Annotated in this window: 26 protein-coding genes and 1 pseudogene; 12 read left to right on the top strand and 15 right to left on the bottom strand. The window is 64.7% G+C overall.

Annotation, left to right across the window (positions count from 1 at the left end; all coding sequences use genetic code 11):
- Positions 1-39: 39 nt before the first annotated feature.
- The 3 genes from M1D74_RS03185 to speB are packed head-to-tail and all read right to left on the bottom strand — an operon-like array spanning position 40 to position 3,751.
- On the bottom strand, positions 40-1,047 hold the full coding sequence (locus M1D74_RS03185) for a nitronate monooxygenase (RefSeq protein WP_458116452.1): 1,008 nt from the start codon (positions 1,045-1,047) through the stop codon (positions 40-42).
- Positions 1,048-1,085: 38 nt separating this feature from the next.
- A complete protein-coding gene (locus tag M1D74_RS03180) occupies positions 1,086-2,768 on the bottom strand; it encodes a thiamine pyrophosphate-binding protein (protein WP_458116451.1) in 1,683 nt (560 codons plus the stop codon).
- Positions 2,768-3,751 carry an agmatinase gene (gene speB, locus M1D74_RS03175; RefSeq protein ID WP_458116450.1) on the bottom strand — a complete coding sequence of 328 codons (984 nt, stop codon included), beginning with the start codon at positions 3,749-3,751 and terminating at the stop codon, positions 2,768-2,770. The genes M1D74_RS03180 and speB overlap by 1 nt, the downstream gene beginning before the upstream one ends.
- Before the next feature lie 272 nt (positions 3,752-4,023).
- Here speB and M1D74_RS03170 point away from each other — a divergent pair, with 272 nt between their 5' ends.
- Entirely contained in the window at positions 4,024-4,419 is a 396-nt protein-coding gene (locus tag M1D74_RS03170; protein ID WP_458116449.1) for a DUF1801 domain-containing protein, read from the top strand.
- 9 nt (positions 4,420-4,428) lie between these two features.
- Here the strand turns inward: M1D74_RS03170 and M1D74_RS03165 are convergent, their stop codons facing one another.
- Entirely contained in the window at positions 4,429-4,836 is a 408-nt protein-coding gene (locus M1D74_RS03165) for a VOC family protein (RefSeq protein ID WP_458116448.1), read from the bottom strand.
- A 162-nt stretch (positions 4,837-4,998) separates the two neighbouring features.
- Here M1D74_RS03165 and M1D74_RS03160 point away from each other — a divergent pair, with 162 nt between their 5' ends.
- On the top strand, positions 4,999-5,955 hold the full coding sequence (locus M1D74_RS03160) for a carbohydrate ABC transporter permease (protein WP_458116447.1): 957 nt from the start codon (positions 4,999-5,001) through the stop codon (positions 5,953-5,955).
- Between the two features lie 3 nt (positions 5,956-5,958).
- Complete coding sequence (locus M1D74_RS03155) at positions 5,959-6,900, top strand: carbohydrate ABC transporter permease (RefSeq protein ID WP_309071965.1); 942 nt, start codon at positions 5,959-5,961, stop codon at positions 6,898-6,900.
- Positions 6,901-6,983: 83 nt separating this feature from the next.
- Here the strand turns inward: M1D74_RS03155 and M1D74_RS03150 are convergent, their stop codons facing one another.
- Complete coding sequence (locus M1D74_RS03150; RefSeq protein WP_458116446.1) at positions 6,984-8,366, bottom strand: extracellular solute-binding protein; 1,383 nt, start codon at positions 8,364-8,366, stop codon at positions 6,984-6,986.
- Between the two features lie 208 nt (positions 8,367-8,574).
- On the bottom strand, positions 8,575-9,153 hold the full coding sequence (locus M1D74_RS03145) for a cupin domain-containing protein (RefSeq protein WP_309071967.1): 579 nt from the start codon (positions 9,151-9,153) through the stop codon (positions 8,575-8,577).
- 138 nt (positions 9,154-9,291) lie between these two features.
- Between M1D74_RS03145 and M1D74_RS03140 the strand changes: the two are divergent.
- Positions 9,292-10,823 (top strand): annotated as a pseudogene (locus tag M1D74_RS03140) (sodium:solute symporter).
- Positions 10,824-10,825: 2 nt separating this feature from the next.
- Here the strand turns inward: M1D74_RS03140 and M1D74_RS03135 are convergent.
- The 3 genes from M1D74_RS03135 to M1D74_RS03125 all read right to left on the bottom strand — a co-directional run bounded on the left by M1D74_RS03135 (position 10,826) and on the right by M1D74_RS03125 (position 12,784).
- On the bottom strand, positions 10,826-11,983 hold the full coding sequence (locus tag M1D74_RS03135) for an AI-2E family transporter (RefSeq protein ID WP_458116445.1): 1,158 nt from the start codon (positions 11,981-11,983) through the stop codon (positions 10,826-10,828).
- 71 nt (positions 11,984-12,054) lie between these two features.
- Positions 12,055-12,381: a DUF202 domain-containing protein gene (locus M1D74_RS03130; protein ID WP_458116444.1), complete on the bottom strand. Its 327-nt coding sequence runs from the start codon at positions 12,379-12,381 to the stop codon at positions 12,055-12,057.
- Between the two features lies 1 nt (position 12,382).
- Positions 12,383-12,784 carry a YidH family protein gene (locus tag M1D74_RS03125; protein WP_458116443.1) on the bottom strand — a complete coding sequence of 134 codons (402 nt, stop codon included), beginning with the start codon at positions 12,782-12,784 and terminating at the stop codon, positions 12,383-12,385.
- A 229-nt stretch (positions 12,785-13,013) separates the two neighbouring features.
- Here M1D74_RS03125 and M1D74_RS03120 point away from each other — a divergent pair, with 229 nt between their 5' ends.
- Entirely contained in the window at positions 13,014-14,108 is a 1,095-nt protein-coding gene (locus M1D74_RS03120; protein WP_458116442.1) for a VIT1/CCC1 transporter family protein, read from the top strand.
- Here the strand turns inward: M1D74_RS03120 and M1D74_RS03115 are convergent.
- The 4 genes from M1D74_RS03115 to M1D74_RS03100 all read right to left on the bottom strand — a co-directional run bounded on the left by M1D74_RS03115 (position 14,105) and on the right by M1D74_RS03100 (position 18,906).
- On the bottom strand, positions 14,105-14,971 hold the full coding sequence (locus tag M1D74_RS03115; RefSeq protein WP_458116441.1) for a glycosyltransferase: 867 nt from the start codon (positions 14,969-14,971) through the stop codon (positions 14,105-14,107). The two genes, M1D74_RS03120 and M1D74_RS03115, sit on opposite strands and share 4 nt — an antisense overlap.
- Positions 14,968-16,482, bottom strand: a complete 1,515-nt coding sequence (gene rfaE2 / locus M1D74_RS03110; RefSeq protein ID WP_458116440.1) for a D-glycero-beta-D-manno-heptose 1-phosphate adenylyltransferase — start codon at positions 16,480-16,482, stop codon at positions 14,968-14,970. Before rfaE2 ends, M1D74_RS03115 begins: the two co-directional genes overlap by 4 nt.
- Positions 16,479-17,897 carry an aldehyde dehydrogenase family protein gene (locus M1D74_RS03105; protein WP_458116439.1) on the bottom strand — a complete coding sequence of 473 codons (1,419 nt, stop codon included), beginning with the start codon at positions 17,895-17,897 and terminating at the stop codon, positions 16,479-16,481. Before M1D74_RS03105 ends, rfaE2 begins: the two co-directional genes overlap by 4 nt.
- A gap of 85 nt (positions 17,898-17,982) precedes the next feature.
- Positions 17,983-18,906, bottom strand: coding sequence for a Rieske 2Fe-2S domain-containing protein (locus tag M1D74_RS03100; protein ID WP_458116438.1), 924 nt, complete (start codon positions 18,904-18,906; stop codon positions 17,983-17,985).
- A 133-nt stretch (positions 18,907-19,039) separates the two neighbouring features.
- Here M1D74_RS03100 and M1D74_RS03095 point away from each other — a divergent pair, with 133 nt between their 5' ends.
- The 4 genes from M1D74_RS03095 to M1D74_RS03080 all read left to right on the top strand — a co-directional run bounded on the left by M1D74_RS03095 (position 19,040) and on the right by M1D74_RS03080 (position 21,577).
- Positions 19,040-19,426, top strand: coding sequence for a PadR family transcriptional regulator (locus M1D74_RS03095; RefSeq protein ID WP_309072241.1), 387 nt, complete (start codon positions 19,040-19,042; stop codon positions 19,424-19,426).
- The gene (locus tag M1D74_RS03090; RefSeq protein WP_458116437.1) at positions 19,423-20,142 is read left to right on the top strand and encodes a hypothetical protein; all 720 of its coding nucleotides are present in this window, start codon (positions 19,423-19,425) and stop codon (positions 20,140-20,142) included. The genes M1D74_RS03095 and M1D74_RS03090 overlap by 4 nt, the downstream gene beginning before the upstream one ends.
- 76 nt (positions 20,143-20,218) lie before the next feature.
- Entirely contained in the window at positions 20,219-21,394 is a 1,176-nt protein-coding gene (locus M1D74_RS03085) for a VOC family protein (protein ID WP_458116436.1), read from the top strand.
- A 54-nt stretch (positions 21,395-21,448) separates the two neighbouring features.
- The gene (locus tag M1D74_RS03080; protein ID WP_458116435.1) at positions 21,449-21,577 is read left to right on the top strand and encodes a hypothetical protein; all 129 of its coding nucleotides are present in this window, start codon (positions 21,449-21,451) and stop codon (positions 21,575-21,577) included.
- A 29-nt stretch (positions 21,578-21,606) separates the two neighbouring features.
- Here M1D74_RS03080 and M1D74_RS03075 read toward each other — a convergent pair whose 3' ends face one another.
- Entirely contained in the window at positions 21,607-21,855 is a 249-nt protein-coding gene (locus M1D74_RS03075; protein ID WP_458116434.1) for a hypothetical protein, read from the bottom strand.
- A 221-nt stretch (positions 21,856-22,076) separates the two neighbouring features.
- On the opposite strand from M1D74_RS03075, the gene M1D74_RS03070 reads away from it, so the two are divergent.
- Complete coding sequence (locus M1D74_RS03070; RefSeq protein WP_458116433.1) at positions 22,077-23,063, top strand: DUF5996 family protein; 987 nt, start codon at positions 22,077-22,079, stop codon at positions 23,061-23,063.
- 6 nt (positions 23,064-23,069) lie between these two features.
- Positions 23,070-23,633, top strand: a complete 564-nt coding sequence (locus M1D74_RS03065) for a dihydrofolate reductase family protein (protein WP_309072247.1) — start codon at positions 23,070-23,072, stop codon at positions 23,631-23,633.
- Between the two features lie 40 nt (positions 23,634-23,673).
- Here the strand turns inward: M1D74_RS03065 and M1D74_RS03060 are convergent, their stop codons facing one another.
- Positions 23,674-24,558 (bottom strand): carbohydrate kinase family protein, encoded by an 885-nt coding sequence (locus M1D74_RS03060; protein WP_458116432.1) that lies wholly within the window; start codon positions 24,556-24,558, stop codon positions 23,674-23,676.
- A gap of 187 nt (positions 24,559-24,745) precedes the next feature.
- On the opposite strand from M1D74_RS03060, the gene M1D74_RS03055 reads away from it, so the two are divergent.
- Positions 24,746-25,396, top strand: coding sequence for an HNH endonuclease family protein (locus M1D74_RS03055; RefSeq protein WP_458116431.1), 651 nt, complete (start codon positions 24,746-24,748; stop codon positions 25,394-25,396).
- Positions 25,397-25,425 lie beyond the last annotated feature (29 nt).

Below are 25,425 nucleotides of genomic sequence, written 5' to 3'. Positions count from 1 at the left end.
TGCAGGCGGTTTACGCCGGCGCTTCCTGCGAGGGGCGCTCTAAGCCAGCGACCCGATGATGCTTGCCGCCGGTGCGGCCGCAGCCGAGGCGAACCCTGTTCCCGCCCACAGGTGCGCCACGTCAGGGTTGCCCTGAGCGACGGCAGCCTTCCGCAACGGAGCCGTCGCGTAGTGCAGGTGGGGGTAGCCCGCGGGAGCGTCTAGATGTTCACGGATGAATCGGTTCGTGAGTCCGCGCGCATAGCGTCCGGTGTAGGCCCGGGTGAGGGAGGTTCCCGTGAACTGTCCGTTACTGAGCGCTGCCCGGTGCACTGGATTCGTCCCCGCCTCGTCGGCGAGGAGGAGCGCCGTGCCCACCTGCACGGCGTCGGCCCCCTGTGCACGCAACCGTCCGACGTCGTCGGGACCGGCCACTCCCCCACCGGCCGCAAGCGGGAGCCCGGTTACCGACCGGATGCTGGCCAGCGTCTGCTCAAGGAGTTGATCGGTAGGCAGTTCCTGCTGGCTGAATGTTCCGCGGTGACCGCCGGCGTTCGGCCCCTGCACCGCGAGCGCCCGGGCCCCCGCTGCTACCGCACATTGCGCCTCGGCCGCCGTCGTCACCGTGACTATGGAGAGGATCCCGGCACCGGCCATCCGCGCGAGGACTGAGGCCTCCGGACATCCGAAAGTGAAGGACACCGCCGCCGGTCTGGCCTCCATAACGATTGCGAGTTTGGCGTCCCAGCCGTCGTCGTCGTTCCGGGGGTTGCCTACCTCGACGCCCAGCGCAGCAGCCTCCGGACGCAGCGACTCCACGTAGGCATCGAGCAGCCCCGGCTCGGGCTGAAACGAATCCGGCACGAAGAGGTTCACACCCACGGGCCCTCCGGTCAGGCCAGCGACGCTGCGCAGCTGCGCCTCGACGTCCTCCGGCGCGCGGTAGCCGGCGGCGAGGAACCCCAGGCCACCGGCGTTGGTCACCGCGGCGGCGAGCTCCGGCGTCGTCGGCCCGCCCGCCATGGGCGCTCCGACGATCGGCTTGTCAAGATCGCGCAGGTCGAACACGGCGGGTCCTTTGCATGTTGGAAGGGGTGTTTCCCAACCTACAGGTGAGTCGGGGCGAACAACCTCAGCAGCGTCTCCACCACGACGACGTTGGGCCCCTCCGCCGCGAAGCTCGCCTCCAACGCCTCCCGCACGTTCTCCGGTGCGACTCGGACCGCGGGAACGCCGAAGGACTCGGCCAGCTTCACAAAATCAGGTCGGGTGAGCTCGGTTGCGGTGGCCTTTCCGAAAGCGCCCTCCATGTACTCGCGGAGGATTCCGTACCCGCCGTCGTCGACAATCAGCCACGTGACCGGCAGGTCGTGCTGGCGGGCGGTGGCGAGCTCGGCAATCGAGTACATGGCCGACCCATCGCCGGAGACAGCGAGTACCCGCGCCGGCCGTCCTTTCGAGGCGAGCCCCACCGAACCGCCGATGGCACTGGGAAAACCGAATCCGAGGCCGCCGGCGCCCTGCGCGGAGTGGAACTCACCGTCACGGGAATCCCAGCAGCTCCAGGCCCAGTACGCAGAAATAGTCATGTCCCAGAAGGTCTGCATGTCATCCGGCGCAGCGGAGCGGATGTCGGCCATGAACGTACGCTCCTTGGCCAGGTCCTGTGAATCGAGGCGCGCCTGAACCTTGGCGAGCGTTTCGGCAACGAGCCGGCGGGGGTCGTAGTCGCCGGTCCGGCGTTCGACGGGTTCAAGAACGTCGTCCAGTGCGGCAAGCGCCTGGCCTGCATCGGCCCGGATGCCCAAAGCCGGCCTGTTCGACTCCAGGACCCGCGGCTCGGCGTCGATCTGGATGATGCGTCCGCGCGGCTCGAGCGTGAAGTAGTTGGACGTCACTTCACCGAGCGAGGATCCGATCACCAGCAGGACATCGGCGTCCTCGAGCACCTCCGTGATGTAGCGGTCCTCAGCCCAGGACTGCAGCGAAAGTTCATGGTTCCAGGGAAACGCGCCGTTACCGCCGGGCGAGCAGAGCACCGGGGCGTCGAGCTTTTCCGCCAGCGACAGCAGCCACTTTTCGGCCTTGCCTCGTCGCGTGCCACCGCCTGCCACGATCGCCGGGCGCTTTGCTTCCGACAACCATTTCACTGCCTCGCGGACAAGTTCCACGCGGGGCGGGTTGTCGAACGGCTCCGCCAGGGCGTCCTCCACCCTGGGCACGACGACGGGATCCAGCAGCACATTCTGCGGCACCTCAACCCACACTGGTCCCTGCGGGGAGGAGACGGCCTCGGTCCACGCGTCCTGGATGGCGGACGGTATGCCGGAAGCATGCTGGATCAGCCGCTGGCTCTTGGTGACGTTGGCGGCGGACGCCTTCTGGTCATCGAGCTGGTGCAGCATGCCTTTGCGGCGGGCGCCGAGACCCTCCAGCGGAATCTGGCTCGCAATTACGACCATCGGCACACCGGTGGCGTATGCCTCCTGCAGCCCTGCCAGCGACGTCAGCGCGCCGGGACCCGTGGAAAGGAACAGCACGCCCACTTCGCCGGTAGCGCGCGAAAACCCATCGGCCGCGAACGCTGAATTGTTTTCCACGCGTGATGAGACGAACTGGAGGTCAGAGCGTGACAGGGCATCGAACAGGCCGAGCGCATGCTGGCCCGGAATGCCGAAGACCGTGGTCGCGCCGAGCGCACTCAGCGTCTCGACAACAAGGTCACCGCCGTTGCGCTGGCCAGTCACGGGCTGCGGGGGAACTGTGGCGTCGCTTTCAACGGACTGCATTAGCCGTCCTTTCGGGTGGAGATGTCGTCGGCCATCAGACTCACCAGATCGTAGGCCACGTGCGACGCCGCCACGCCGGTGAGCTCCGCATGGTCGTAGGCGGGAGCAACCTCGACGACGTCGGCACCGACCAAATTCATCCCGCGCAGACCGCGCAGGATCTCGAGCAGTTCACGGCTGGTGATGCCGCCGGCTTCCGGCGTACCGGTCCCCGGCGCGTGGGCAGGGTCGAGCACATCGATATCGATGGAGACGTAGAGCGGGCGGTTGCCGATGCGGTCGCGGAGCTTGGCGACAATCTCATCGACTCCCTGCCGGAAGACGTCGGAGGAGGTGACGATGCCGAAGCCGAAGCGCCGGTCGTCCTCGAGGTCCTTCACGCCGTACAGCGGCCCGCGCGTTCCGACGTGTGAGATGGCTTCGGTGTCCAGGATCCCTTCCTCCACGGCACGGCGGAAGGGGGTGCCGTGCGTGTACTCGGCGCCGAAATAGGTGTCCCAGGTGTCAAGGTGGGCATCGAAGTGCAGCAGCGCAACCGGCTCTCCGGCGCGCTCGGACGCCGCGCGGAGCAGCGGGAGTGCGATGGTGTGATCACCGCCGAGTGTCACCAGCCGGGCGCCGTCGTGCGTGAGATCCAGCGCGTTCTGCTGAACCGTCTCAATGGCCTCATGGATGTTGAAGGGGTTGACCGCCATGTCGCCGGCGTCGGCGACCTGTACGCGCTCGAAGGGCGAGATGTCCATGGCCGGGTTGTAGGGCCGCAGCAGGCGGGACGCCTCGCGGACGTGGTTTGCACCGAACCGCGCGCCCGGCCGGTAGGAAACCCCGGAATCGAACGGCACGCCGACGACGGCGATGTCCGCCTTCTCCACCTGGTCGATCCGCGGAAGCCGCGCGAAGGTAGCCGCTCCGGCATAGCGGGGTATGCGGGCTGAATCGATCGGCCCGAGACGGCCACCGGCTGTAACGCGCAGCTCTTCCATGGATGTGACTCCTTCTGTTCTCCGCCGTGCGGCGCGGTGAGTTGCCTAATAGGCATCAACTGTTTCCAGCAAGGCTAATTGTGAAGCGGGTCTCAGTCAATGTCGCAGGTCCGCTGCGAAACGGATTGCCCACCTTCTTCGCGCGACCCTGTGCACTGCCCTCGACATGGCGGCCAACCCACACCACAATGATCGCTACGAAGCAGTCGAAAGTGGGCAAACCGGCGCGCACCGCAACCGAATCACAGCAGAAGAATCACAGCAGGAGAATCATGCACTACTCACCGGATCCGCGCGTCGATGCCTACATTGACGGACTCCCCACCTGGCAGCAGGAGATTTGCCGTGAGGTACGGGACCTCATCCACTCCGCCGATCCCGAAGTCGAGGAAACGATCAAGCGTACCGTTCAGCCCTACTTCGTACTGAAGGGCAATATCTGCGCCTTCCTCACCACGAAGGACCACCTGAACGTGTTCCTGTACGACGGCGCAATCGTCCCCGACCCGGAAGGCATCATCACGGCGGGACAGCAGAACAAAACCGCGCGAACTGTTGCGTTCTACGAAGGCGACACGGTCAATGCGCCGGCACTGCTGGCGATGTTCAGGCAGATCATCGCCAACAACCGGGCGGGCGGCTGGCGCAAGCTGAAGCAGGAAAGCTAGGCAGCGGCGCTAGGAAGGCGGAATCAACGGCTTATCGGCGCGGGCCTTGATTTGCTGCACAGCCCAGGAATTACCGTCGGGATCGTCGAAGCCGAAGAAGGTGCCGCCGTCGCGCTCGTCGAAGACGGTAATGTCACCGACGTCGACGCCGCGGCTCATCAGTTCCTCGCGCGCCGCGTTGATATCCGAGACAACGAGCTGCAAACCCTTCAGCGTGCCCGGCTCCATTGAGCGCATACCCGGGCCATTCCCGAAAACAATGGAACACCCTGAGCCCGGAGGTGTGAGCTGAGTGAAGTGCATGCCTCCGACGTCGGTCTCGTGATCCTGGTTGAAACCGAGTTTGTCCCGGTAGAACTCAATCGACCGGGCCATGTCTGAAACCGGCACAACGACAACTTCCAGCGTCCAGTCCATGCACTGCTCCTGACCTTGAAGGGGTGGCGTTTACGCTATCGCGACCGTCCTCACCGCGTATAGCAAATCGCTTCTCCGATGGGAAGATTTCTGCCCTAAACAAAGCAGGCTTATGGCTTACTCTTGTCAGAAGCGACCCTGCCGACAGCAAGGAGGTGCAGCATGGCCACAGCGATTGACTCCCAACGGAAGAGACGAATCAGGCGTCCCCGCTGGATCAAGGAACCGTTCAACAGCGAGGCGAGGGCGGGCTATCTGTTCATCCTTCCCTGGGTGATCGGGTTCCTGGTTTTCACTCTCGGCGCCATGATCTACAGCCTGGTCATCTCCTTCACCAACTACGACCTCTCCACGGACACCGCCTCACCGGTCGGGTTCAGCAACTACGAATTGCTGTTCAAGGACCCGAAGGTCATGACATCGCTGGGCAACACGTTGTACTACGCAATCTTGTCCGTGCCGCTCGAGATCTGCTTCGCACTGCTGTTGGCATACCTGCTGCACCGGATTCCCGATCGTGGAGCGGGAATCTTCCGCATCATCTACTACCTGCCGAAGATGACGCCGTCGGTTGCCGCCGCGTCCATCTTCCTTCTGCTCCTGAACGGCAACTCCGGCGCTATCAACGGCTTCCTCGGCATCTTCGGCATTGACGGGCCGCAATGGCTGATCGATCCCAACTGGATGAAACCCTCGATCATCATCATCGGTCTCTGGAGCGTCAGCGGCACCATGCTGATCCTCCTCGCCGCGCTGAAAAATGTTCCTCAGGATCTGTATGAAGCGGCCGCGCTGGACGGTGCGGGGGCGATCCGCCAGTTCTTCTCGGTGACGCTGCCGATGATTTCCAATGCGCTCTTCTTCTGCACCATCGTCCTGACGATCGCCGCGCTTCAGGTCTTCGACCAGGCGTTCCTGCTGTTCTATCGCGACACGCAGAGCGGGTCACCGGACGCCGCATTGTTTGTCGGCGTCTACCTTTTCCAGCAGGCGTTCCAGCAGTTCAACATGGGCTTCGCCGCTGCAATCGCCTGGCTGCTCTTCGTCATCATCCTCCTGATCACGATCTTCCAGGTGCGTTTCGGGAACAAGTTCGTCTACTACGAAGGGGGCAGGTAGGCCATGGCTTCAGTAATCAACTCACAGCCGCAGGCAGCCGTTGAATCGGATCCGCGGGCGAAGTCAGCCGCCGCACCCAACCAGCGTTTCCCCTGGTACAAGCCACGCAGCATCATTGGGCGCGCCATTCTGTGGTTCCTCCTGCTGGGATTTTCCGCGCTGTTCCTTTATCCGTTCGTGTGGCTGCTGGCGGCAACGTTCAAACCGCGCCAGGACGTCTTCGACAATCGCCTCATTCCCGAAACCTGGGTCTTTTCGAACTACGTCGAGGTGTGGGACCAGCTGCCGCTGCTCGCCTGGATCTCGAACAGCCTGATCATTGCGCTGCTGGCCGCTGGCCTGGTCACGTTCTCGAGTTCCCTGGTGGCGTTCGGCTTTGCCTACTTCCGCTTCCCTTTCCGCAACCTGCTCTTCGGGCTGGTGCTGGGAACCATGATGTTGCCGGGAGCTGTCACCATGATCCCGACGTACCTGATCTGGAAGGAACTCGGCTTCCTCGGGACAACCGTCCCACTCTGGGGAGCCAACCTCTTCGGGTCTGCGTTCTACATCTTCCTGCAGCGCCAGTTCTTCCTCGGACTGCCCCGCGACATCTTCGAAGCAGCGCGCATCGACGGTTGCAGCTACTTCGGACTGTTCTGGCGCATCGCGATGCCGCTGTCCATCCCGTCCTTCATCATCGTCTTTATCTTCGAGTTCCAGGCCAGCTGGAACAACCTGCAGGCTCCGTTGATCTACCTGAACTTCGGCGGCCCGGAGGAATTCACGGTACCGCTGGGCATCTCCTACGCGATGTCGCTGTTCAGCCCCACCTCCGGCGGCCAGGCAGATTACCAGTACGTGATGACGGCCGCGCTGCTGGTGACCTTACCCATGCTGATCCTGTTTGCCTTCGGCCAGCGCTACTTCATCGAGGGCCTGGCGGGCCAGGGCCGCAAGGGCTGACCCAAGCGTTGAGTTGGCATGCAAAGAGGGTGGGAGCCGGCTCCCACCCTCTTTGCGTGATGATCTACTGACGACGGCGCACGTTACTGGGCGCCGGCAGTCGCCTGCTCGTACACCAGCATCGCAGCGGCCTGGGCATCCCCGAGCGCTTCCTCGATGGTCTTGTCACCGGACATCGCGGGCGCCATGGCGTTCTGCAGTTCGGTCTGGATCTCCAGACCTGCCGGCGAAGAGCCGAGCGGGACGCCGTTTTCGAGAGCCTGGTAGTAGGACTCGATCAACTGGTCGAAGCCCTCGTTGCCCGTTGCCTCAAGGTATTCGTCGCGGATCTTCTGGTCGGCAGTAGGTGAACCGGTGAAGATGCCGGTGAACATGCCGCCTTCTTCCATACCGGAGACACGAGCCTCAGCCGCTGCCATCCAGGCATCATCCGAAGTGTTCTGGACAGCCCACTTGCAGGCGGCTGCCTTGTTCTTGGCTCCGGTCGGGATCACGTAGGACTGTCCGCCGGCCACGGCGATGGGATCGCCGTCCTGATTGCGGAGCGGCACGCCCGAAACCTCGAGCTGGTCAGCGAAGTCCGAGAGCACGTTGGGGTACCACTGCGCGTACAGCCCGGCACCTACCTGATCCGCCACGAACTGGTTGTTTTCGCCGAAGAAGTCCCACGTCTGGCTGAAGCTGTACGCCGTTTCGTAGCCGCCCTGAGCGTCATAGATTTCCTTCAGCCACGTCAGGGCCTCGACGTTCGCCGGATCATCCAGGGTCGGCTTGCCGGTCTCATCCATGATGCCCCCGCCGAAGGCCGCGAACCAGACCGGAGCCTGTGACGGCATCTGCGGGTCGAAGCCGAGGCGGGAAGGTGCGTCGCCCTCCGACTCGTACATTTCCTCGGCGGCGCTGAGGACGGCATCGGGGTTGGAGGTGTCGAGATCCTCGGGCGTCACGCCTGCCTCCCCCATGACCCGGGTGTTGGCGATGATTGCCCACGGCTGCCAGAACTGCGGGATGCCGTACACCTGATCGTTGTACGTCACGTCCTGCAGCACGGCCGGATAGTAGTGTTCCTCGGCGCTGACGTCGTGGGTGGTGAAGCACTCATCGACCGGTTCGATCAGGCCCTTCGCAGCATAGGTCGCCACATACTGGCGGTCCATGACCACGAGGTCGGGAAGGGTTCCACTCGCGGCCTGCGCCGCGAACCGCTGCGGGTCAAAGTTGCTCTCGTTGATCTCGACGGTCACGCCGTCCTCTTCAAGGGCTGCGGTGGCGAAGTCTGCACGCGAGGTCGCCACTTCGTCGCCGAGGGTAAATCCGCCCGTGGTCATGGTTCCCGAAAGCTCGGCCCCGTAGTCCGCAGCCTCGCCCGAGTCCGCTTCCCCGCCGCCACCGCCGCCACAGGCGGTGGCCGCTAACGCGATGGCCGAAACCACCGCGAATCCTGCTGCTGTCCTAGAAGTCTTCATTGCTCCAGTCCCTTCACAAGCTAGCGCGCCAGCACTGGCGCGGGCGGATCGTCGAGGCATCGAGGCAAACAACCGGCGCAAGCCGGCTGGCTGCAAATTTGACCACAACAGACACCGGTCAAGTCCGGACCGGCGTCGTTCGATCAGTATTCCATAAGCCGACTTGGTATCTCGGTAACGAGTGGCATAGCCGATCGGGGCGCCGTCGTCAGCTTCTTGAAGCCGCCGGAACCAGCGTCCATAGGACAACCGCTTCTTCATCGGAGGGATTGACCCAGGTGTGCGGCTCCCGGCCCGGGAAGGTGATGGTGTCACCGGCTTCAAGGTCATAGCGGGCGTTGGAGAAGATCAGCTCAAAGCGACCGGCGATGATGTGCAGGGTCTCCACTTCGCAGTCCACCGAATAGAGGTCCGACTCGCCCTTACCTAACGGTTCGATGACGGCCCTGATCATCTGCAGGCGCCGCTCGGAGCGCGCTGTCACGAGACGCTCATTGATCCCCTCGCCGCCCAGGCTGATCTTGGGCGCCTCCTGAAGTCGTGTGAGGTGCGTTTCCGGAACCGTAAAGAGGTCACCGATCGAGATGGACAGCACCTGGCACAGGGTGACCAGGGAGGCGACGGACGGCGAGGTCAGATCCCGTTCCACCCTGCTCAGGAAACCCTTGGTCAAACCCGTGGAGTCAGCGACCTGCTCGATCGTCATCCTCTGCGCCTGCCGCGCGGACCGGATCCGGGAACCGATCGCCACCGGCGCATTGCTGGGTTCTACTGGCAAAGCCTTCATATGGTTCCTTCCCACCGCTGATTCACGAGCATACAGATGCTTTATGCGGCGTCACACTTGACCTGTTAGATGGGTCACAACTAGCCTCCAGGGAAACATCTGTTGCCTATAGGTGAAATAGTTCACTGCAGGAGAACCATGGAATTCTTCAATGTTGCCATCGTGGTGCTGTATTTGATCTCGATGCTCGCGTTCGGCTGGTGGGGCAAGTCCCGCACCAAGAACACCAGCGACTACCTCGTCGCCGGGCGTCGCCTGGGACCAGTGCTCTACACCGGCACGATGGCGGCGGTGGTCCTTGGCGGAGCCTCCACCGTCGGCGGAGTGGGACTGGGCTACCAGTTCGGTATCTCCGGCATGTGGCTTGTCGTCGCCATCGGCACCGGCGTACTGGTGCTCAGCCTTCTCTTCGCTCCGACTATCCAGAAGCTGAAGATCTACACGGTCTCGCAGATGCTGACCTTGCGGTACGGCCACGAAGCCACGAAGATCGCCGGTTCGTCATGCTCGCTTACACGGTCGTGCTGTGCGCTACGTCCACCGGCGCGTACGCCACCATCTTCGTCGTACTGTTCGGCCTCGAGCGCTGGCTTGCCATCGCACTTGGCGGAATCATCGTTCTGATCTACGCGACCGTCGGCGGGATGTGGTCCATCACCCTGGCTGATATGGCCCAGTTCATCATCAAGACCATCGGCGTTTTCGCCCTCATGCTCCCCTTCTCGCTTTCCGCTGCCGGCGGCTTCGAGGGCATCCGCGAACGGGCGGGAGAAGAGTTCTTCAACATCACCGGCATCGGTGCGCAGTCCATCATCACCTACTTCGTGGTCTACACACTCGGGCTCCTCATTGGCCAGGACATCTGGCAGCGCGTCTTCACCTCCAGGACGCCGGGTGTCGCCCGGTGGGGCGGCACAACGGCAGGCATCTACTGCATCCTGTACGGCGTCGCGGGAGCGATGATCGGCATGGCCGCCAGTGTGCTGCTTCCGGTCCTCGAGAACACAGACGACGTTTATGCCCAGGTGGCCATTGACGTTCTTCCAATCGGGGTCGGCGGTCTTGTCCTGGCGGCCGCAGTCGCAGCCATGATGTCCACTGCGTCCGGCGCCCTCATTGCGGCGGCCACCGTGGCGAGTTCCGACGTCGTGCCTTTCGTCCGCAGCTGGCGGCGTCACGGCCTGCGCGGCGGAGCAGCGGTTGCGGCCGAGGGACGCAAGGAGTCCAACCCGGAGCACGACGTCGCCGGGAACCGCCTGTGGGTGCTCACGCTTGGAGTGCTGGCAGTGCTGACCGCAATCCTGCTCAACGACGTCGTCGTTGCGCTGACCATCGCCTACGACATCCTGGTCGGCGGTCTGCTGGTCGCCATCCTCGGCGGCCTGGTGTGGAAGCGCGGAACCGGTCCCGGCGCTGCGGTGTCGATGATCGCCGGGTCCGTTGTCACGCTCGGCACGCTCGCCGTCTACGCGGGCCTCGCCATCGGCGACGGACTGTACGCGAACGAACCGATCTACTTCGGCCTGCTCGCCTCCGCCGTGTGCTACGTGGCGGTGTCGCTCGCCACGAAGCCAACCGAACCCGCGGTCATGGCGGCATGGAACAAGCGCGTCTCAGGCGAGATCCAGGAGGAAGTCCCTCTCGAGGGACCCACAACCCCGGTGCGCTGAGACTACTCCGTAGGGGCGGCTGGCTCTTCGATGGAGGCTGCGGCTGCGGAGTCGGCAGGAGCCGGGAGCTCCTCCGGGTCCACATCCGGTTCGTCCTCTCCGGTCCACACCTTGATTGCGGCCCAGGCGACAGCGGCGACGGGCACGGAGAGGATTGCGCCCACGATGCCGGCAAGGATGGTGCCCGCCGTCAGTGCCAGCAGGATTACGAGTGGATGGATGCTCAGCGACCGACCCATGACCACCGGCTGCAGGAAGTTCCCCTCCAGCTGGTTCACCACGACGACGGCGAGGATCACCATCAGCGCCACGAACGGTCCGTTGGCCACCAGTGCCACGAGCGCGGCCAGAGCACCGGCCGCCGTGGCGCCCACCAGCGGCACGAAGGAACCGACGAACACGATGACGGCGAGCGGCAGCGCCAGCGGAACGCCCAGAATGAGCAGCGCAATACCGATGAAGACTGAATCGACCAGCGCGATGATCGCCGTTCCCCGGACGTACCCGCCCAGAACCTCAAGGCTTCGGAAGCCTACCCGCTGCGCTTTGTGAAGCCGCTCGCCGCGGAAAGGCCGCAGCAGGAACGCCCAGATCCTGTCCCCGTCCTTGAGGAAGAAGAAGAGGATAACCAACAGCAACACCGCGCCGGCGAGGAACTCGCCCGCCGCCGTGATTCCCGAAAGGGCGGTGGAACCGACCGTCGCGCTGGTGGCGAAATCGACCAACGCCTGGCGGGCATCCTCGATCTGGGATTCCTCGATGGGCAGCGGTCCTGTCCGGATGAAGTCATAGATTTGGTCAAAGCCTTCCGAGGCGCTTGCTACGAGCTCGTCGAGTTGGCTGCGCACCGCAAACACAATCGCGGTGACCACCCCGCCGAGGACCGCCAGCAAGAGGAAGAAGGAAAACGCGGTCGCCGCTGCACTCGGCCAGCCTTTGCGCCGGAGCATGTTGACCAGAGGACTGATTGCTGCCGCGAGGATCAGGGCCAGAAGCAGCGGAATGACCACCAGGCGGATCTGGATGAGCCCGTAGATGGACACCACCAGCACCGTGAGCAGCAGCAGGAACTGGGCACCGCGGATGCTCGTCCGACCGAGTCCGTCTTTCCAGGGGTTTGACCGGTTCGATGCTGCAGTGCTGTCGCGTCTGTATTCCACGGGCGCTTCTTCCTTGGGTGGGAGGGCATGCCGAAAGCAGGCAGGTTTGCTTCTACCCTACGTGCAGCGCTTTACAGCGGGATGAACAGAACGGTGTAGATTCCCAGGCCGCCCATCGCCAGCACCACAGCGGACGTGCATAGGACCGCGACCACGTCGGCATGCACCCGGCCCCGGCAGACTCCCGCGACGCTCCTGGCGTACCGGTGCCGTTGGCTCACGTAAATCCCGAGCGCGGCCATCAACGCCGAGAGCACGAGGGTCCCCGCATACCAGCCGTGAACGGGAACCCATCGCAGGAAGAGGAGGCTGGCGCCGACCAGCGCCATCATGGTTCTGCCCCACGCGAGGGAGGTCCGCTCCGGTTGCAGACCGGGATCCCGGTCCAGGACGGTCATCTCAGCTGCCCCGCATGAGGACAAACACGACGACGACGGCAGCCACTGCCGCGCCGCCAAGGGCCAGGAGCGGCGCCAGGAACGGAAGCGGCAAGGGTGTCCCGTGGCGCATTGCGCGCTCGACGTTGAGCCACCGGAAGCAGGCCACCGAGGAGATGATCATCGCCAACAGCAGGAGCAGGACCGCCAGGGTGGTCCGCAGTTTGGGGTTGAAGATGTCGGCGGTGAACGCCTCGACGGCGATGCCGCCGGCCATGAGGGCAAGCGAGGTGCGGATCCAGGCGAGGAACGTGCGCTCATTGGCCAGGGTGAACCTGGGGTCTGGTTCGCTGCCGCCGCGGAGGAGTCGGCCGGCGAGACCGCGCCGGCCGGCGTCGTCGTCGTTTTCGCGAGCTGTATGCACCGCTTCATCCTAGCCAGTGACCGCGCCCGCATCGGGAGCAGGTAGGATTGATGTTTGCGAAGGGGAGTAGTTCCGGGGCGTTCAGGCTCCGCGGCCTGTCGACATACTGGCACTCAGCGATGATGCCCGGCAGTCCACCGTAACAGCGGCGAACGAGACCTTCGGCCATGCATGAGTCAATGGCCGGAGCTCCCCATCAGCCCTGGCCGTGTGAGATCAGGAGCCGGTTTTGACCCCCCAGGCAACGCGAACACCCGCCGATGTGAAGCGATGGCGGCAGTATCTGGCCGACGAACGGGCAGAAGCCGCAACCTACCGCTACCTGGCGCGCAAGCGCGGTGGTGAGGAGAAGGAGATCCTTCTGGCCCTCGCCCAGGCGGAAGGCCGGCACGAGCAGCACTGGCTTACGCTTCTGGGGGACGACGTCGGCAAGCCCCTCCGCCCGTCGCTGCGGAACCGGATCCTCGGCTTCCTCGCCCGGCGTTTCGGGTCGGTCTTCGTCCTCGCCCTCGCCCAACGTGCGGAGGGCCGCTCCCCCTATGCGGAAGATCCCTCCGCAACGAGTGCGATGGCCGCCGACGAGCAGATCCATGAGGAGGTGGTCCGCGGCCTCGCGACGCGCGGGCGCAACCGGCTTTCCGGCAACTTCCGTGCGGCCGTCTTCGGGGCCAACGACGGTCTGGTGAGTAACCTCGCGCTCGTGATGGGTATCGGCGCCACGGGCGTTTCCAGTGCCTTCGTGCTGTTCAGCGGGCTCGCTGGTCTCCTCGCCGGTGCACTGTCGATGGGTGCCGGCGAGTACGTGTCGGTGCGTTCGCAGCGTGAACTGCTCTCGGCGTCGCGCCCCACGCAGGTCACCCTGACGGCGGCCAAGGAACTCGACATCGACGCGAACGAACTCGTGCTGGTCTACCGTGCCCGCGGGATGTCACCGGAGGCCGCGGAGCACCGTGCGGCAGAGCGGATGGGCCAGTTCAGCTGTGACTGCGATCCGAGCCTGTCCCTGCAGCCGGAGCGCCAGGAACCGCAGGATGATCATGAGAGCGTCGGGAGTGCCGTGGGGGCCTCAGCGTCCAGCTTCTGCTTCTTCGCCTCCGGCGCGATCATCCCCGTCCTGCCGTACATCTTCGGGCTGACCGGACTGGCCGCGGTGGTGACAGCGTGTGTCCTCGTGGGGCTGGCGCTGTTGGCGACGGGCGCCGTCGTTGGATTGCTGTCGGGGGCCTCGCCGCTCAAGCGGGCCCTGCGTCAGCTGGCCATCGGGCTGGGCGCCGCCGCGGCGACGTACGCGCTCGGGCTGGCGTTCGGCGTCTCGGTCGCCTAGCGCCGGTCCACACCGAGTACGACGGCGGCCGCGTCCGTTTCGCGGTTCGGTACCGTGGTCGGTGACTCGAGGTGCACCGCGCCCGACGGCAGGATCCCGGCGCCGCCGTACCGTTCCATGACCCGCCACTGGGCGGCGACGTCCTCGCCCGCGTGGTTGGGAGGCAGCTGATCCCAGAAGTCGAACCCGCCGCTGTCCACCAACGCGTGCCGGTTGAACAGGACGCAGCCGCCTACCCACGCAACCTTGTACAGGCGCCAGTCACCCGGGGGCAGGTTCAGCTCGGCTGCTGCGTGGGTGAGGTTCGCGGCGTTGTGCAGCGGCCACCGTTCGAAGGAGGGGTCCGCAGGACGGACTCGCTCCGGGTGGACCTCCCGCGTCCAGAGTTCCAGCGACGAACGTTCGTGTTTGCGGTGGTCGTCGAGGTAGGACAGGCCCTGCACGGCGGCTCCCACGAATCCGCAGCCCGCTTCCTGCAGTGCGGCGTGCATGCGCAGGAGCATTCCCGGCTCGAGCCAGACGTCGTTGTCGAGGAAGAGCACTTCCGGAGCGCTGGAACGCTCGAGCAGGAAATGGCGTTGCTGGGCTACCCCACGACGCGGCAGGTTCCTCTCCAGCGTCACGGAGCGCCCCTGCGCGCGGAGCACCCGGAGCATCGCGGCGACCGCGGGCTCGTACCAGACCGGCTCGCCGTCGCTTTGGTCGCTCAGGATGACGGCGAAATCCGGCTCGTCCTGGCCCGCGAGTCCCGACAGGGTGACGGCTAGTTCGGCCGCGCGTCCGTAGGAGGGGATCAGTACCTCCAGCACGGGCTTGTGCGTAGGAGCCTGCCGTCCCCACTCCCCTGACCAGCGCCCGCTCACGGCACAGTTGTGGAAGCGGCGGGAGGAGTCGACCGAGGCGTCCGGATCTTCTCGACCATCGCCGTCGTCGACTGCTCTGGAACGTAATCGAGGATGCGCACCACGCCGCCGCAACGCTCCACGACTGGCGCTTCCTCGAGCATCTGGGACGAGTAGTCTCCGCCCTTCGCGTAGATATCGGGCCGCAGCGCCTCGATCAGGGACACCGGGGTATCGGTGTCGAAGACGGTTACGTAATCGACGCAGCTCAGCGCCGCGATGACGCCCGCGCGATCCCCCACACCGTTGATGGGCCGGTCCGGGCCCTTCAACCGCCGCACCGAATCGTCTCCATTCAGCGCGACAATCAGCACGTCGCCCAGCTGCTTCGCCTGGGTCAGGTAGCGGGTGTGGCCGCGGTGCAACACGTCGAAGCATCCATTCGTCAACACGATCCTGCGACCCTGTTCGCGTTCACCGGACACGCGCTGGAGAAGTTCGTCGAGCGGCAGGACCGCCGAGGAGAGGCCGCCCAGGTACTGCGCGAGATCGGCCGTGGAGCAGACCGAGGTTCCGGGTCGGCTGACGACAACATCGGCCGCCGCCTGCGCCAGGTCCAGCGACGCTGTCACGGGCATACCCGCCGCCCGCGCTGCGGTCAGGCACGCAACGAACGTGTCTCCCGCCCCCGACGCCTGCTTCTCCGACGCCGGGCGGGCCCACGTGCGGTGACCCTGCCCTTCCGCGGTGAGAAGCACGGTGCCATCCCGGTCCAGGGTGACGACGACGGCGCTCGCCCCCGTCGCTGCGAACAGTTCGGCGCGGCGGTCGGTCACCAGCGCCGCGCGGTCCTCGGCGGGTTTGGGCGGGAAACCCGTATCAAGCAGGCGTGCCGCTTCCAGCGCATTCGGCGTCACGATGGCAGGGGCCAGCTCCGCCCAGGGACGCGGATCATGTGCGTCGACCACAGTCAGGGCCTCTCCGATGCTTCCCCGCAGCGCTGCCCGTACGGCCGAGCCGAGCGCTCCTGTGCCGTAGTCACAGACCACGACGGCGGCACTCCCGCTCACGGAGGCCGGAACCGCTTCGGCGAGGGCTGCTACGGCTTCCGCCGGTGGTTCCCCGTCCTGGTCGTCCAGGCGCAGCATTACCTGGTCACCGCCGATGATCCGGTTCTTCGTCGTGGTCCTGATGCCGGGAACGGCGACGAGGCCGGAAGTGTCCACGCCGGCGTCGTCAAGCAGGGCACTCAGGCGGATACCGGCGTCGTCTGTTCCCACGAGGCCGACCAGGCGCACCCGCGCACCGAGCGCGGCGAGGTTCATGGCGGTGTTCGCTGCCCCGCCCGGTGCGTACTCGCGGCGCTGCACGTCGACCACCGGCGCGGGGGCTTCCCTGCAGAACCGGTCGATGCTCCCGGTCCACCAGCCATCCAGAATCACATCTCCGACCACAGTGATCAGCGGGGCGACGCGGGCCAACTCCACGGGCACCCATTCGGCGAGCCCGCGCGTTTCAGACAGCGCGGTCATGATCCGGATGCCTTCCCTGGTGCCTCAATGTGCACCACCTTGACGGTGCAGAACTCGTCCAGCAGTTCGGGTCCGTAGCCGAAGCCCTCACCGCTTTCACCGCGGGGCTGTGCTGAACCGCCGGGAGCACCGCCGAAGACGGCGTTGACCTTGACCGTTCCTACCGTAAACGCCGCGACTGCTTTCTGCGCGTTGGTGATGCGGCCGGTCAGAACGTTGGCTGCCAGCCCATACCGCCCGGCTGCCGCGAGTTTGAGCCCCTCGTCGAAGGTGCCCACGCGTGTTACCGGGGCGACGGGGCCGAAGGTCTCCTCAGCCATGACGTCCATCTGCTCCGTGCAGTTGAGCAGGACGGTTGCCGGGTAGTGGGCTCCCGGTCCTTCCGGGAGTTTACCGCCTTCGAGCACTTCGGCGCCCATCTCACGAGCGGCCTGTACCTGGCGGTCCACCGCTTCCCGCATGCGGCGGTCGACGAGCGGCGCAAGGACGCCGGGCTCGTTCCGACGCCGTGCTTCGGCGGCGAGGGCGGCGCAGAACTCATCGGCGATGGCGTCGTGGACGTAGATGCGCTCGACGGCGGTGCAGATCTGTCCGCTGTTACTGAACGCCCCGATAGCGGCTTGTTCGGCTGCCCAGGCGGGGTCGACGTCGTCGTCAATCAGGAGCGGGTCGTTACCGCCGTTCTCACGGATCACGTGGGCCCCGGTGAGCACTGCAGCGCGGGCGATGCGCGCACCGGTGGCGCTCGATCCCACATGTGCGTAGACGTCGATGCCGTCCTCGGCGGTGAGCATAGCTCCGACGTCGGGTCCGCCGGAAAGAGTGGTCAGCACTCCTGCAGGAAAGCAGGGCGAAAGCAGTTCCCCCAGCCGCTGACCGACGTGGGGACAGCGCTCACTCGGCTTGTGCACAACCGTGTTGCCGGTCGCCAATGCGGCGCCGATCAAACCGGCGGCGACGGCTACCGGGTCATTCCACGGCGTCAGGAGCGCAGCCACTCCACGCGGCACGGTCACCGTGTAGTCGGAAGCCAGAGCTGAACCGCGGAGGCTGTGTCCGCGGTGCAGCGGGCCCAGCTCGGCATACTGCTCGAGCGTTGCGGCTCCGGCCTCAATCCCGGCGAGCGCCTCATCCCGGGGGCGGCCGGTCTCACGGCTGTTCAGGTCTGCGAGTTGATCGGCGCCGTCGCGCAGGGCACCGGCGGCCGACCTCAGCATCCCCGCCCGCTCGGCGGGCGCGACTGCAGCCCATTCGGGTTGAACCGCTCTGGCCAACTGGACGGCGAGCGCCACCTGTTCCCTGCCCGCGGACTCAACCGTTCCCACTTCACTGCCGTCCCGGGGGTCATGGATGGTCAGGGTTGCGCCCTGCTCGGCAGCGCTTCCGCGGGTCATCGTTTGGGGCTCGCTCGTCATTGCGCTCCTTCTGTCTCGCAGCTGTTGCTTCGTGCCAGAGGAGTACCCATTACGACGGCGTTTGACACAGTTGTCTGGTGTCGTTTTAGAAAGCTTCCCCACCGGCGGTAACCGGCTCGGTCCGGAGGGATCCGGGATCGGGGGCTGGGCGAACCTCCACCCTTCCATCGAGAATGCGCACCTCGAAGGCGCGCTGGGGCCGCGTGGCGGGACCGCGGGCGATTTGTCCGTCGGTCAGGCGGAAACGGCTGCCGTGCCAGGGGCACTCTACGCAGCCATCCTCAATGGTCCCTTCGTGCAGGGGCCCTCCGCGGTGGGTGCAGCGATCCGACATTGCACGCAATTCACCGGCATGGCGGACCAGTAGCACTGCCACTCCCCCGGCGTCGACGCGCATGGGCTTGTCAGCGACGTCGTCCACGGCCGCCACATCGGTCCAGTTCGATGGCGCCACCTCAAAGGCGGTGGTGTCGGTTCCCACGCCCCGGGCGTAGGCGAGGTGTCCGCCCAGCCAACCGGACACCGACACCAGTCCCATCCCAAGGGCTGTGGTGAGAACGCCCAACCCGCGGGCATGCGTTTGACGCGCAACAGCACTTGCGGTGAAGAGGCCGAGGGCCGTGACGTTGAGACCCGCATGAACGAGCCCGACCCGGCGTTCTGCGCCCTGTGTGTCAGCCCAGTCGCTGAGGCCGGTCAGTGCGGTCGGCAGCGCGGCGAGATTCCCGATGACGATCAGCCGGCGTGCAGCGACCGCGGTCCCCTCATCCTTCGAGCCAACGAGGTCGAGAAAGAACGCGGACGCCCACGAGCCCAGGGGAAGGAGGATGAGGATCGGGTGGGCCGGGTGTCCGGTTCCCGTCCCGCTCAGCACATCCTTGATAAGCCCGGGCTTCAAGTATTTGCCCACAATGTCGGCCACTGCATTGGCCGGTGCATCGAGCACCTCCGCCCGTTCTACACGGCCTATGACGTTCTCGAGCGCAGCATTGATGGTGGCCATGTCCATGACTACCACTCCTTCCGGACGGCGGGTCAGCAGATGACTTCGACGCTAGCCCAGGCGGCCCGGAAGGGGAAGGGAGCGATGTCTCCGGGGGCAGCAGCTTTACAGGCTAGCTACTTAGACAGACCATATAATCATGAACGTTCCGAGCGTTGATTCCCAAACTCAGGAAAGCGTGGACTGGCCAAGCGACTGGCTGCGGGCCACCCTGGGCCTCCTTGCCCTCCGGGCGCTCGCCGCCGGGCCCTCGTATGGCTACGCCATCATCAGCGATCTTGAGCGTAATGGGTTCGGCACCATCAAAGGCGGAACTTTGTATCCCCTTCTCACCCGGTACGAATCTGCCGGCTTACTTACCACGGAATGGCGTGCCGGCGACGCCGGCCCCGGCCGCAAATACTTCGCACTGACGGAGCGGGGGCGCGCAGAACTCGCTCGTCTGAGTGCCGACTGGCTCCGTTTCACCGAGACCAGTACCCGCTACCTCGACCACCAGCGCCTCACAAAGGAGACCCCCGCATGATGCAGCGCACCAGCGACAAGAAATGGTTCGACGAGCTCGTCATGGAGCTTCGTCTGCGCCAGGTGCATGGAAGTGCCATCGGTGACACCATTGCGAGCGCCCGCGAGCTCCTCAGTGACACTGGGCAACACGCCGAAGAAGCCTTCGGTTCAGCCCGGGATTACGCTGCCGCGCTCGACCTCCCGTCTGCGCCGAGGAATGACTGGATCAAGAAGGCACTCTGGCCATCGCTACTAGCGCTCCTGGCCTTTCTTGTCTTCAACCTGGCAGTGGTTTCCTGGACTCGATCCGAATCGCTGCTTGTCTCACCTGCACAGCTGGCACTACTCCTCGGCACGCCGGTCCTGCTCATAGCATTGCTGCCGCTCTACCTTGAAGCTGTTATCCGGCGCATCTGGGTCTGCGTGGGGATCAGCGCGATCTGCGCACTGGCCGGCCTGCTCTCTGCGTTTGCAGCTCCGACAGACCGGGTGGACGCATGGCTGGCGCTTCAACCGCTGCCCTGGCTTATCGGCAGCACCCTTGCCATGGTGGCACTTTCGATCCTGAACACCATCAGGTCATCCCGCTCGAAGGACGACGAGCGGATCACCGATCCACTCTCCACAGCGGGGGAAGGCAACGGACCAGGCGCCCAAGCGATGATTCACATCACGAACTGGTTGTTCCCTCTACTCGCAGCCGCCACGCTTGGCCTTGCGTTGGTCCTCCGCTGAGCTACGAATCGGTAGTACTGGGAATCGGTAGTACTTGCGGAACAGATCGGCCGTAATCGGCGGTACAGTGCCGGGTATGAGTGAGGTCGGATCGGATTGGCGTTTCCTCGACGGCATCCCAATGGCGTGGTTCGATGCACGTTCGCTGACCGCGGGCGCTGCGCTGGCAGGGCGGATTCTCGAGGTGTCGCCTGACATTTCGGTCGACTTACGCCCGACAGGTGTGCGCGTGCGGCTTTCATCCAGCGGGGACGCCGAGGCGGTATCGGCAGCCGCAGGAGAGCTCGGGCTTGCCGCGAACCCCGCCGCGCTGCAGCAAGTCAGTGTCGTATTCGCATCCGCGAACCCCTCTGCCCTGAGCCGGTTCTGGCAGGGCGTGCTCGACTATGCGCCTGCCGAGGACGGCGCATTGGCGGATCCTCTCTGGCGCGATCCCGGCCTACGGATCCGGCAGTCGACCGAGCTGCGGCCCCTGCGCAATCGCATCCATGTCGACGTGGTGCGTCCGGCCAGGGCAGTGCAGCAAGCGAATCTTGGTGAGGCGTCGGGACCGTTCGGAGTCCGCCACAGCGACCCCGACGGCAACGAGGTTGACCTTGTACCGGGCGCGGAGCTCGACGAGGAAACGGAGACAGCTGATTGGCAGGCGGTATTCAGCGCGATGGCGTGCTACCGCGTCACCTCGCCCGCACAGCAGCATGCCCTGGCCACCGCAGCCTCGGCGTTAGCCGACGGCACGGGCTTCCCACTGTTGGTCGACCTGCGGCCAGGGCTGGTCATCCTCGACAGCGGTAAGGATCAATGGGAAGACGACGCCCACGGGCTCGCCCTCAACTTCACCGATCTCGCCGCGGATCTTCAGACGGCTGCACGCGAACTCGGGGCCTCAGCGGATCCCGGGCTGCCGCGCTTCACTCAGCTCTTTCTGGACGCAGCCGATGTCGGGGCGGTCCGCGCGTTCTGGGCCGCTGCACTCGGATACACCCCCGATACACGGGTCGGGGTCAGCGACATCTACGATCCGCGTCGACTGAATCCGGTGATGGTCTTCCAGGAGCTGGACGCTTCTGAGACGGACCGGCGTCGGCAGCGCAACCGTATCCACTTCGAGCTCGCTGTGCCGGCGGATCTCGCGCAACAGCGCATCGCTGAGGCCGTTTCAGCCGGTGGCCGCGTCCTTGGCGAGTCGGAGGATCGATGGCGGGTCGCCGACCCTGAAGGCAACGAGATTGTGATCGTCAGTGGCGTGTGAGTTTGTGGCCTGCGTTCGGCGACTTGGTGGACCCAGGCCCCCTAGACTTTGCCCATGACAGCTGATGAAGAGAAGGACCCGCCCGTACCGTCTTACCTTGAGGGGGTCTCACTGAAAAGGATCCATGACGGCCAGATAGCCAACCAGCACGAAGACGACGACGACTCCTCACCGGAGGAATGAACTAGTCACCCTGGTGAGTCTCCCTTTGCTTACCTTCTGATCCGCCGTGGCATGGTTCTGGCGATGTAGGAGGCCGCGCCTCCGGCCACGATGATCGACACGGCTACCGCGCCCAGCATGCCGTAGAGGCCAAGAAGCGCAATCATCGGATCCGTCGAACGTTGAAAAAAGGCGAGTCCACCGGACAGCCCGATGACCCAGAACACAACGCAGGCCAGCAGGGCCGCCCCCGCTGCGATAACCGGCGGCTGGCGCCGGTACGATTTCCACGCGCTCATGTTCCTATAGTGCGACTGCGACACGGCTTGCTGCGCAATTTTCGACTCCGTGTCGGTCACATCAAGGGGGCCCCGCGGCGCTCCTCCCTGACCAGCAAAAGGGCGCCTGTGCCCTATATCGCCCGCATCTTCATAGGATGTGAGCATCCTTCCTTCTCTACGGGCTGTGACCGGTGTGCTTGATTGCGGATGGGAGACCCGGCGCCTTGTTGGAGGTGGCCATGATTGCGACGGAGGTAGCAGTGAACGAGCAGGCGACGAAGCAAGTAAACGCGACGGCGAATATGTGGCCCGAGCTAAGGGTTGACGACTGGCAGGACACGCAAGCCACCCTGCACATGTGGTTCCAGGTGGTGGGTAAGGTCCGGATGGCGCACGCGCCTCTGATCAATCACTGGTGGCAGATCCCCTTTTATGTAACACCACGCGGTCTGGGTACGTCCTCAATCCCATACGGTAACGGGGTCTTCGACATGGAGTTCGACGTCGTTAACCACCGCCTTCAGGTGCGCAGCAGTGCTGGTGGGGAACGGAGCGTCGCACTTGAGCCGCAGTCTGTGGCCCAATTTCACGCCCGGACGATGGAGGCGCTGGCCGAACTCGGGATCGAAGCACCAATCCGGCCGGTGCCAACCGAGGTGGACCCTGCTGTTCCCTTCGTGGAAGACCATCATCACGCGTCCTACGATGCGGCTTCGGTCACTGCCTTCTGGCGGCAGCTGCTCCAGGCCGATCGTGTCATCACCCGCTTCCGCTCAGAGTTCCTCGGCAAGGTGAGCCCTGTCCACTTCTTTTGGGGAGCCATGGATCTGGCTTGCACGCGCTTCTCGGGGCGCACCGCCCCGACTCATCCCGGAGGCGCACCAAACTGTGCCGACTGGGTCATGGAGGAGGGTTACTCCCATGAACTCTCCAGCTGTGGGTTTTGGCCCGGCGGCGGCGAGGAGGGCGCTTTCTACTCCTATGCCTATCCGGAACCCGAGGGTTACCGCGACGTACTGATCGACGTCGAGGGCGCGTACTACAGCGCAGAATTCCGGCAGTTCCTGTTGCCGTATGAGGCCGTTCGAACTGCTGAGGATCCGGACGTCGCACTGCTCCAGTTCCTACGGGCCACCTACCAGGCAGCGGCAGACCTTGGCGACTGGGACAGCGGCCTGTTGGTCGACCCGCAGAGGCTGGAAAAATATGCGCGCCCTAGCCGGTAGTGACGCATGCGCAACCTGACTTTCGCCATGAACGCGAGCCTGGACGGCTATATTGCCGCGCCTGGGAACGACCTCGGCTGGAGCGTAACGAGCGAGGAGCTGTTCCAATGGTGGTCAGACCGGGTGGCTGCAACGGGCCTTGCGTTGTACGGGCGCAAACTATGGGAAATGATGAGCTCCGATTGGCCAACCGCAGACCAGCAGCCCGACGCCACCCCTGCCCGGATCAAGTTCGCCCAGCGCTGGCGCGACATGCCGAAGGTGGTGTTCTCCTCCACAACCAGCACGGTCGACTGGAACGCCCGACTTGCCACCGGTGACGCGGTTGCCGAGATCACCCGGCTGAAAGCCGACGACGGCGGCCCTATGGACATCGGCGGTGCCACGCTCGCCGCGGCGGCGATGCGGGCGGGGCTGATCGACGAGTACGTGATTGTTTCCCATCCGGTCCTGGTGGGCGGTGGCACCCCGTTCTTCACAGCCCTCGACAACTGGGTGAACCTAAAGCTCGTGGAAACCCGGACGTTCCCCCACGGCGTGCTCCTGAGCAGGTATCTGACCAGGCGCTAGGCGGCCTACCAAGCATCAATTGATAGTCCACCCAGCGAACTCACGGTGTCTGGATCACCCCTGACATCGGGTGTTCCAAGAGCACCGGGTGTAGGTGCTCAGTCTCAATGGCGATACGGGCTTGCGCGGCCGCCGCCTCGAGAGCTTGAGCCACCGCTGCACCGCGGACGGTGGCAGCGAGGAAACCGGCCATGAAAGCGTCTCCTGCACCGTTCGTATCGACGACGGCGGCCGGAAGCGCGGATATCTCATGCCTGGCGCCATTCGCCTCCAAGGCGATCGCACCATCCGCTCCCCGTGTGCACACCGCCAAGCGAGGACCCCGTTCGATGCAGGAGCGCATCAGCTCCCATGGATTGTCGGTTCGATCATCGTTCATGAACAGCACATCGGAGGCACGCACGAATGGCTCATGGAAAGCAGACGAGCCGTCGTAATCATGCAGATCCACCCACAGCGGTGTTTGTCCGACAACCCCGCTTTCCAGCAGTAGAACGCCGAGTTCGCTCAGGTCAATCACAGCAACATCAGCTGCGGCGACCGTGGCTCCAGTGGATTGAAGCGTACTCGGAGATGGCGTGGACGGGAGCGAAACATAAAGCGAAACCCGCCCGCCGTGATCATCCATGAGGTTGACGTGGCGCTCAGTGCGATCGGACGCTATCGGCTGCACCGTGACGCCGGCCGCGGTGAGCAGATCACAGACAAGCTCGCCGTCGTCGTCCGCGGCAAGAGGTGAGCACAGACGTACGTCAATGCCGAGACCCGCCAGGTGCAGGGCTTTCCCCGCAGAGGTTCCGCCGACCGTGTGCCAGGAACGCCGTGCGAACTGCATGTGGGGAACAGGCTCCGGAAGGCGGTCGAGGAGTATCAGGTGGTTCCATGAAACAGGGCCACAGACGGCAACTACCGGATCACTACTCATGCCTCTATCCAAGCACGGCGGTTCCTTGAGCCCGCGCTGAGGCAGCAACCGCGGACCTCCGTCGACCACGTGAACCTAAAGTCTTGCCGAGTTTTCCCTCAAGTTGAGCTGAATGGCCGATTCCGGGTGCCAAGATCAGCTCAGCGCCCTACGGTGGGTGCTTCGATTTTGGGGGAACACCATGCGAATGAAATCTGCGCTCGTTGCTGCGCTCACGGCAGGGCTGCTGCTCACCGGCCTCTCCGCTCCGGCCCAGGCCGCGACGACCTATACAACCGATCTAAGGACCGCCGTCCGTGCCCTCCCCGTTGCCGTGGAGAATAACGTTGGGTACGACCGGAACCGCTACTTCGGGCAGTGGATTGACCAGAATAAGGATTGCCAGAACACCCGTCACGAGGTCCTTATATCGGAGAGCAAGGTTGCCCCGAAATACACAACCGTCAAGCCTTGCACTGTTGCAACCGGCAAATGGGTGACCACGTTCGATAACAAGACTCATACGTCGGCCGGCACCGTCCAGATCGACCACATGGTGCCCGTCCACGAGGCCTGGGGTTCGGGAGCCCGGAGCTGGACCCAGGCACGAAGGGTGGCGTTCTACAACGACCTTGGGTACGCCGGATCACTGAACGCCCAGACCAGTAGCCTGAACGCCTCCAAGCAGGCGTCCGGGCCTGAGCAGTGGATGCCGCCGGCGAACCAGTGCGCCTACATCGCTCAGTGGACAGTTGTGAAGGCTCGGTGGGGAATGACAGTCGATAAGGCCGAAAAGGCCGCCCTGATCAAGTGGGCCGATAAGTGCGCCAAGGTGACACTGAGCATCACCAAGGCGTGAACAATCGTCCTCGCCAGACACTCCGATTA

The sequence above is a fragment of the Arthrobacter sp. D2-10 genome (assembly GCF_054161285.1).
Note: the sequence above shows the minus strand (reverse complement) of the source record. Positions and strands in the feature narration are given on the sequence as shown.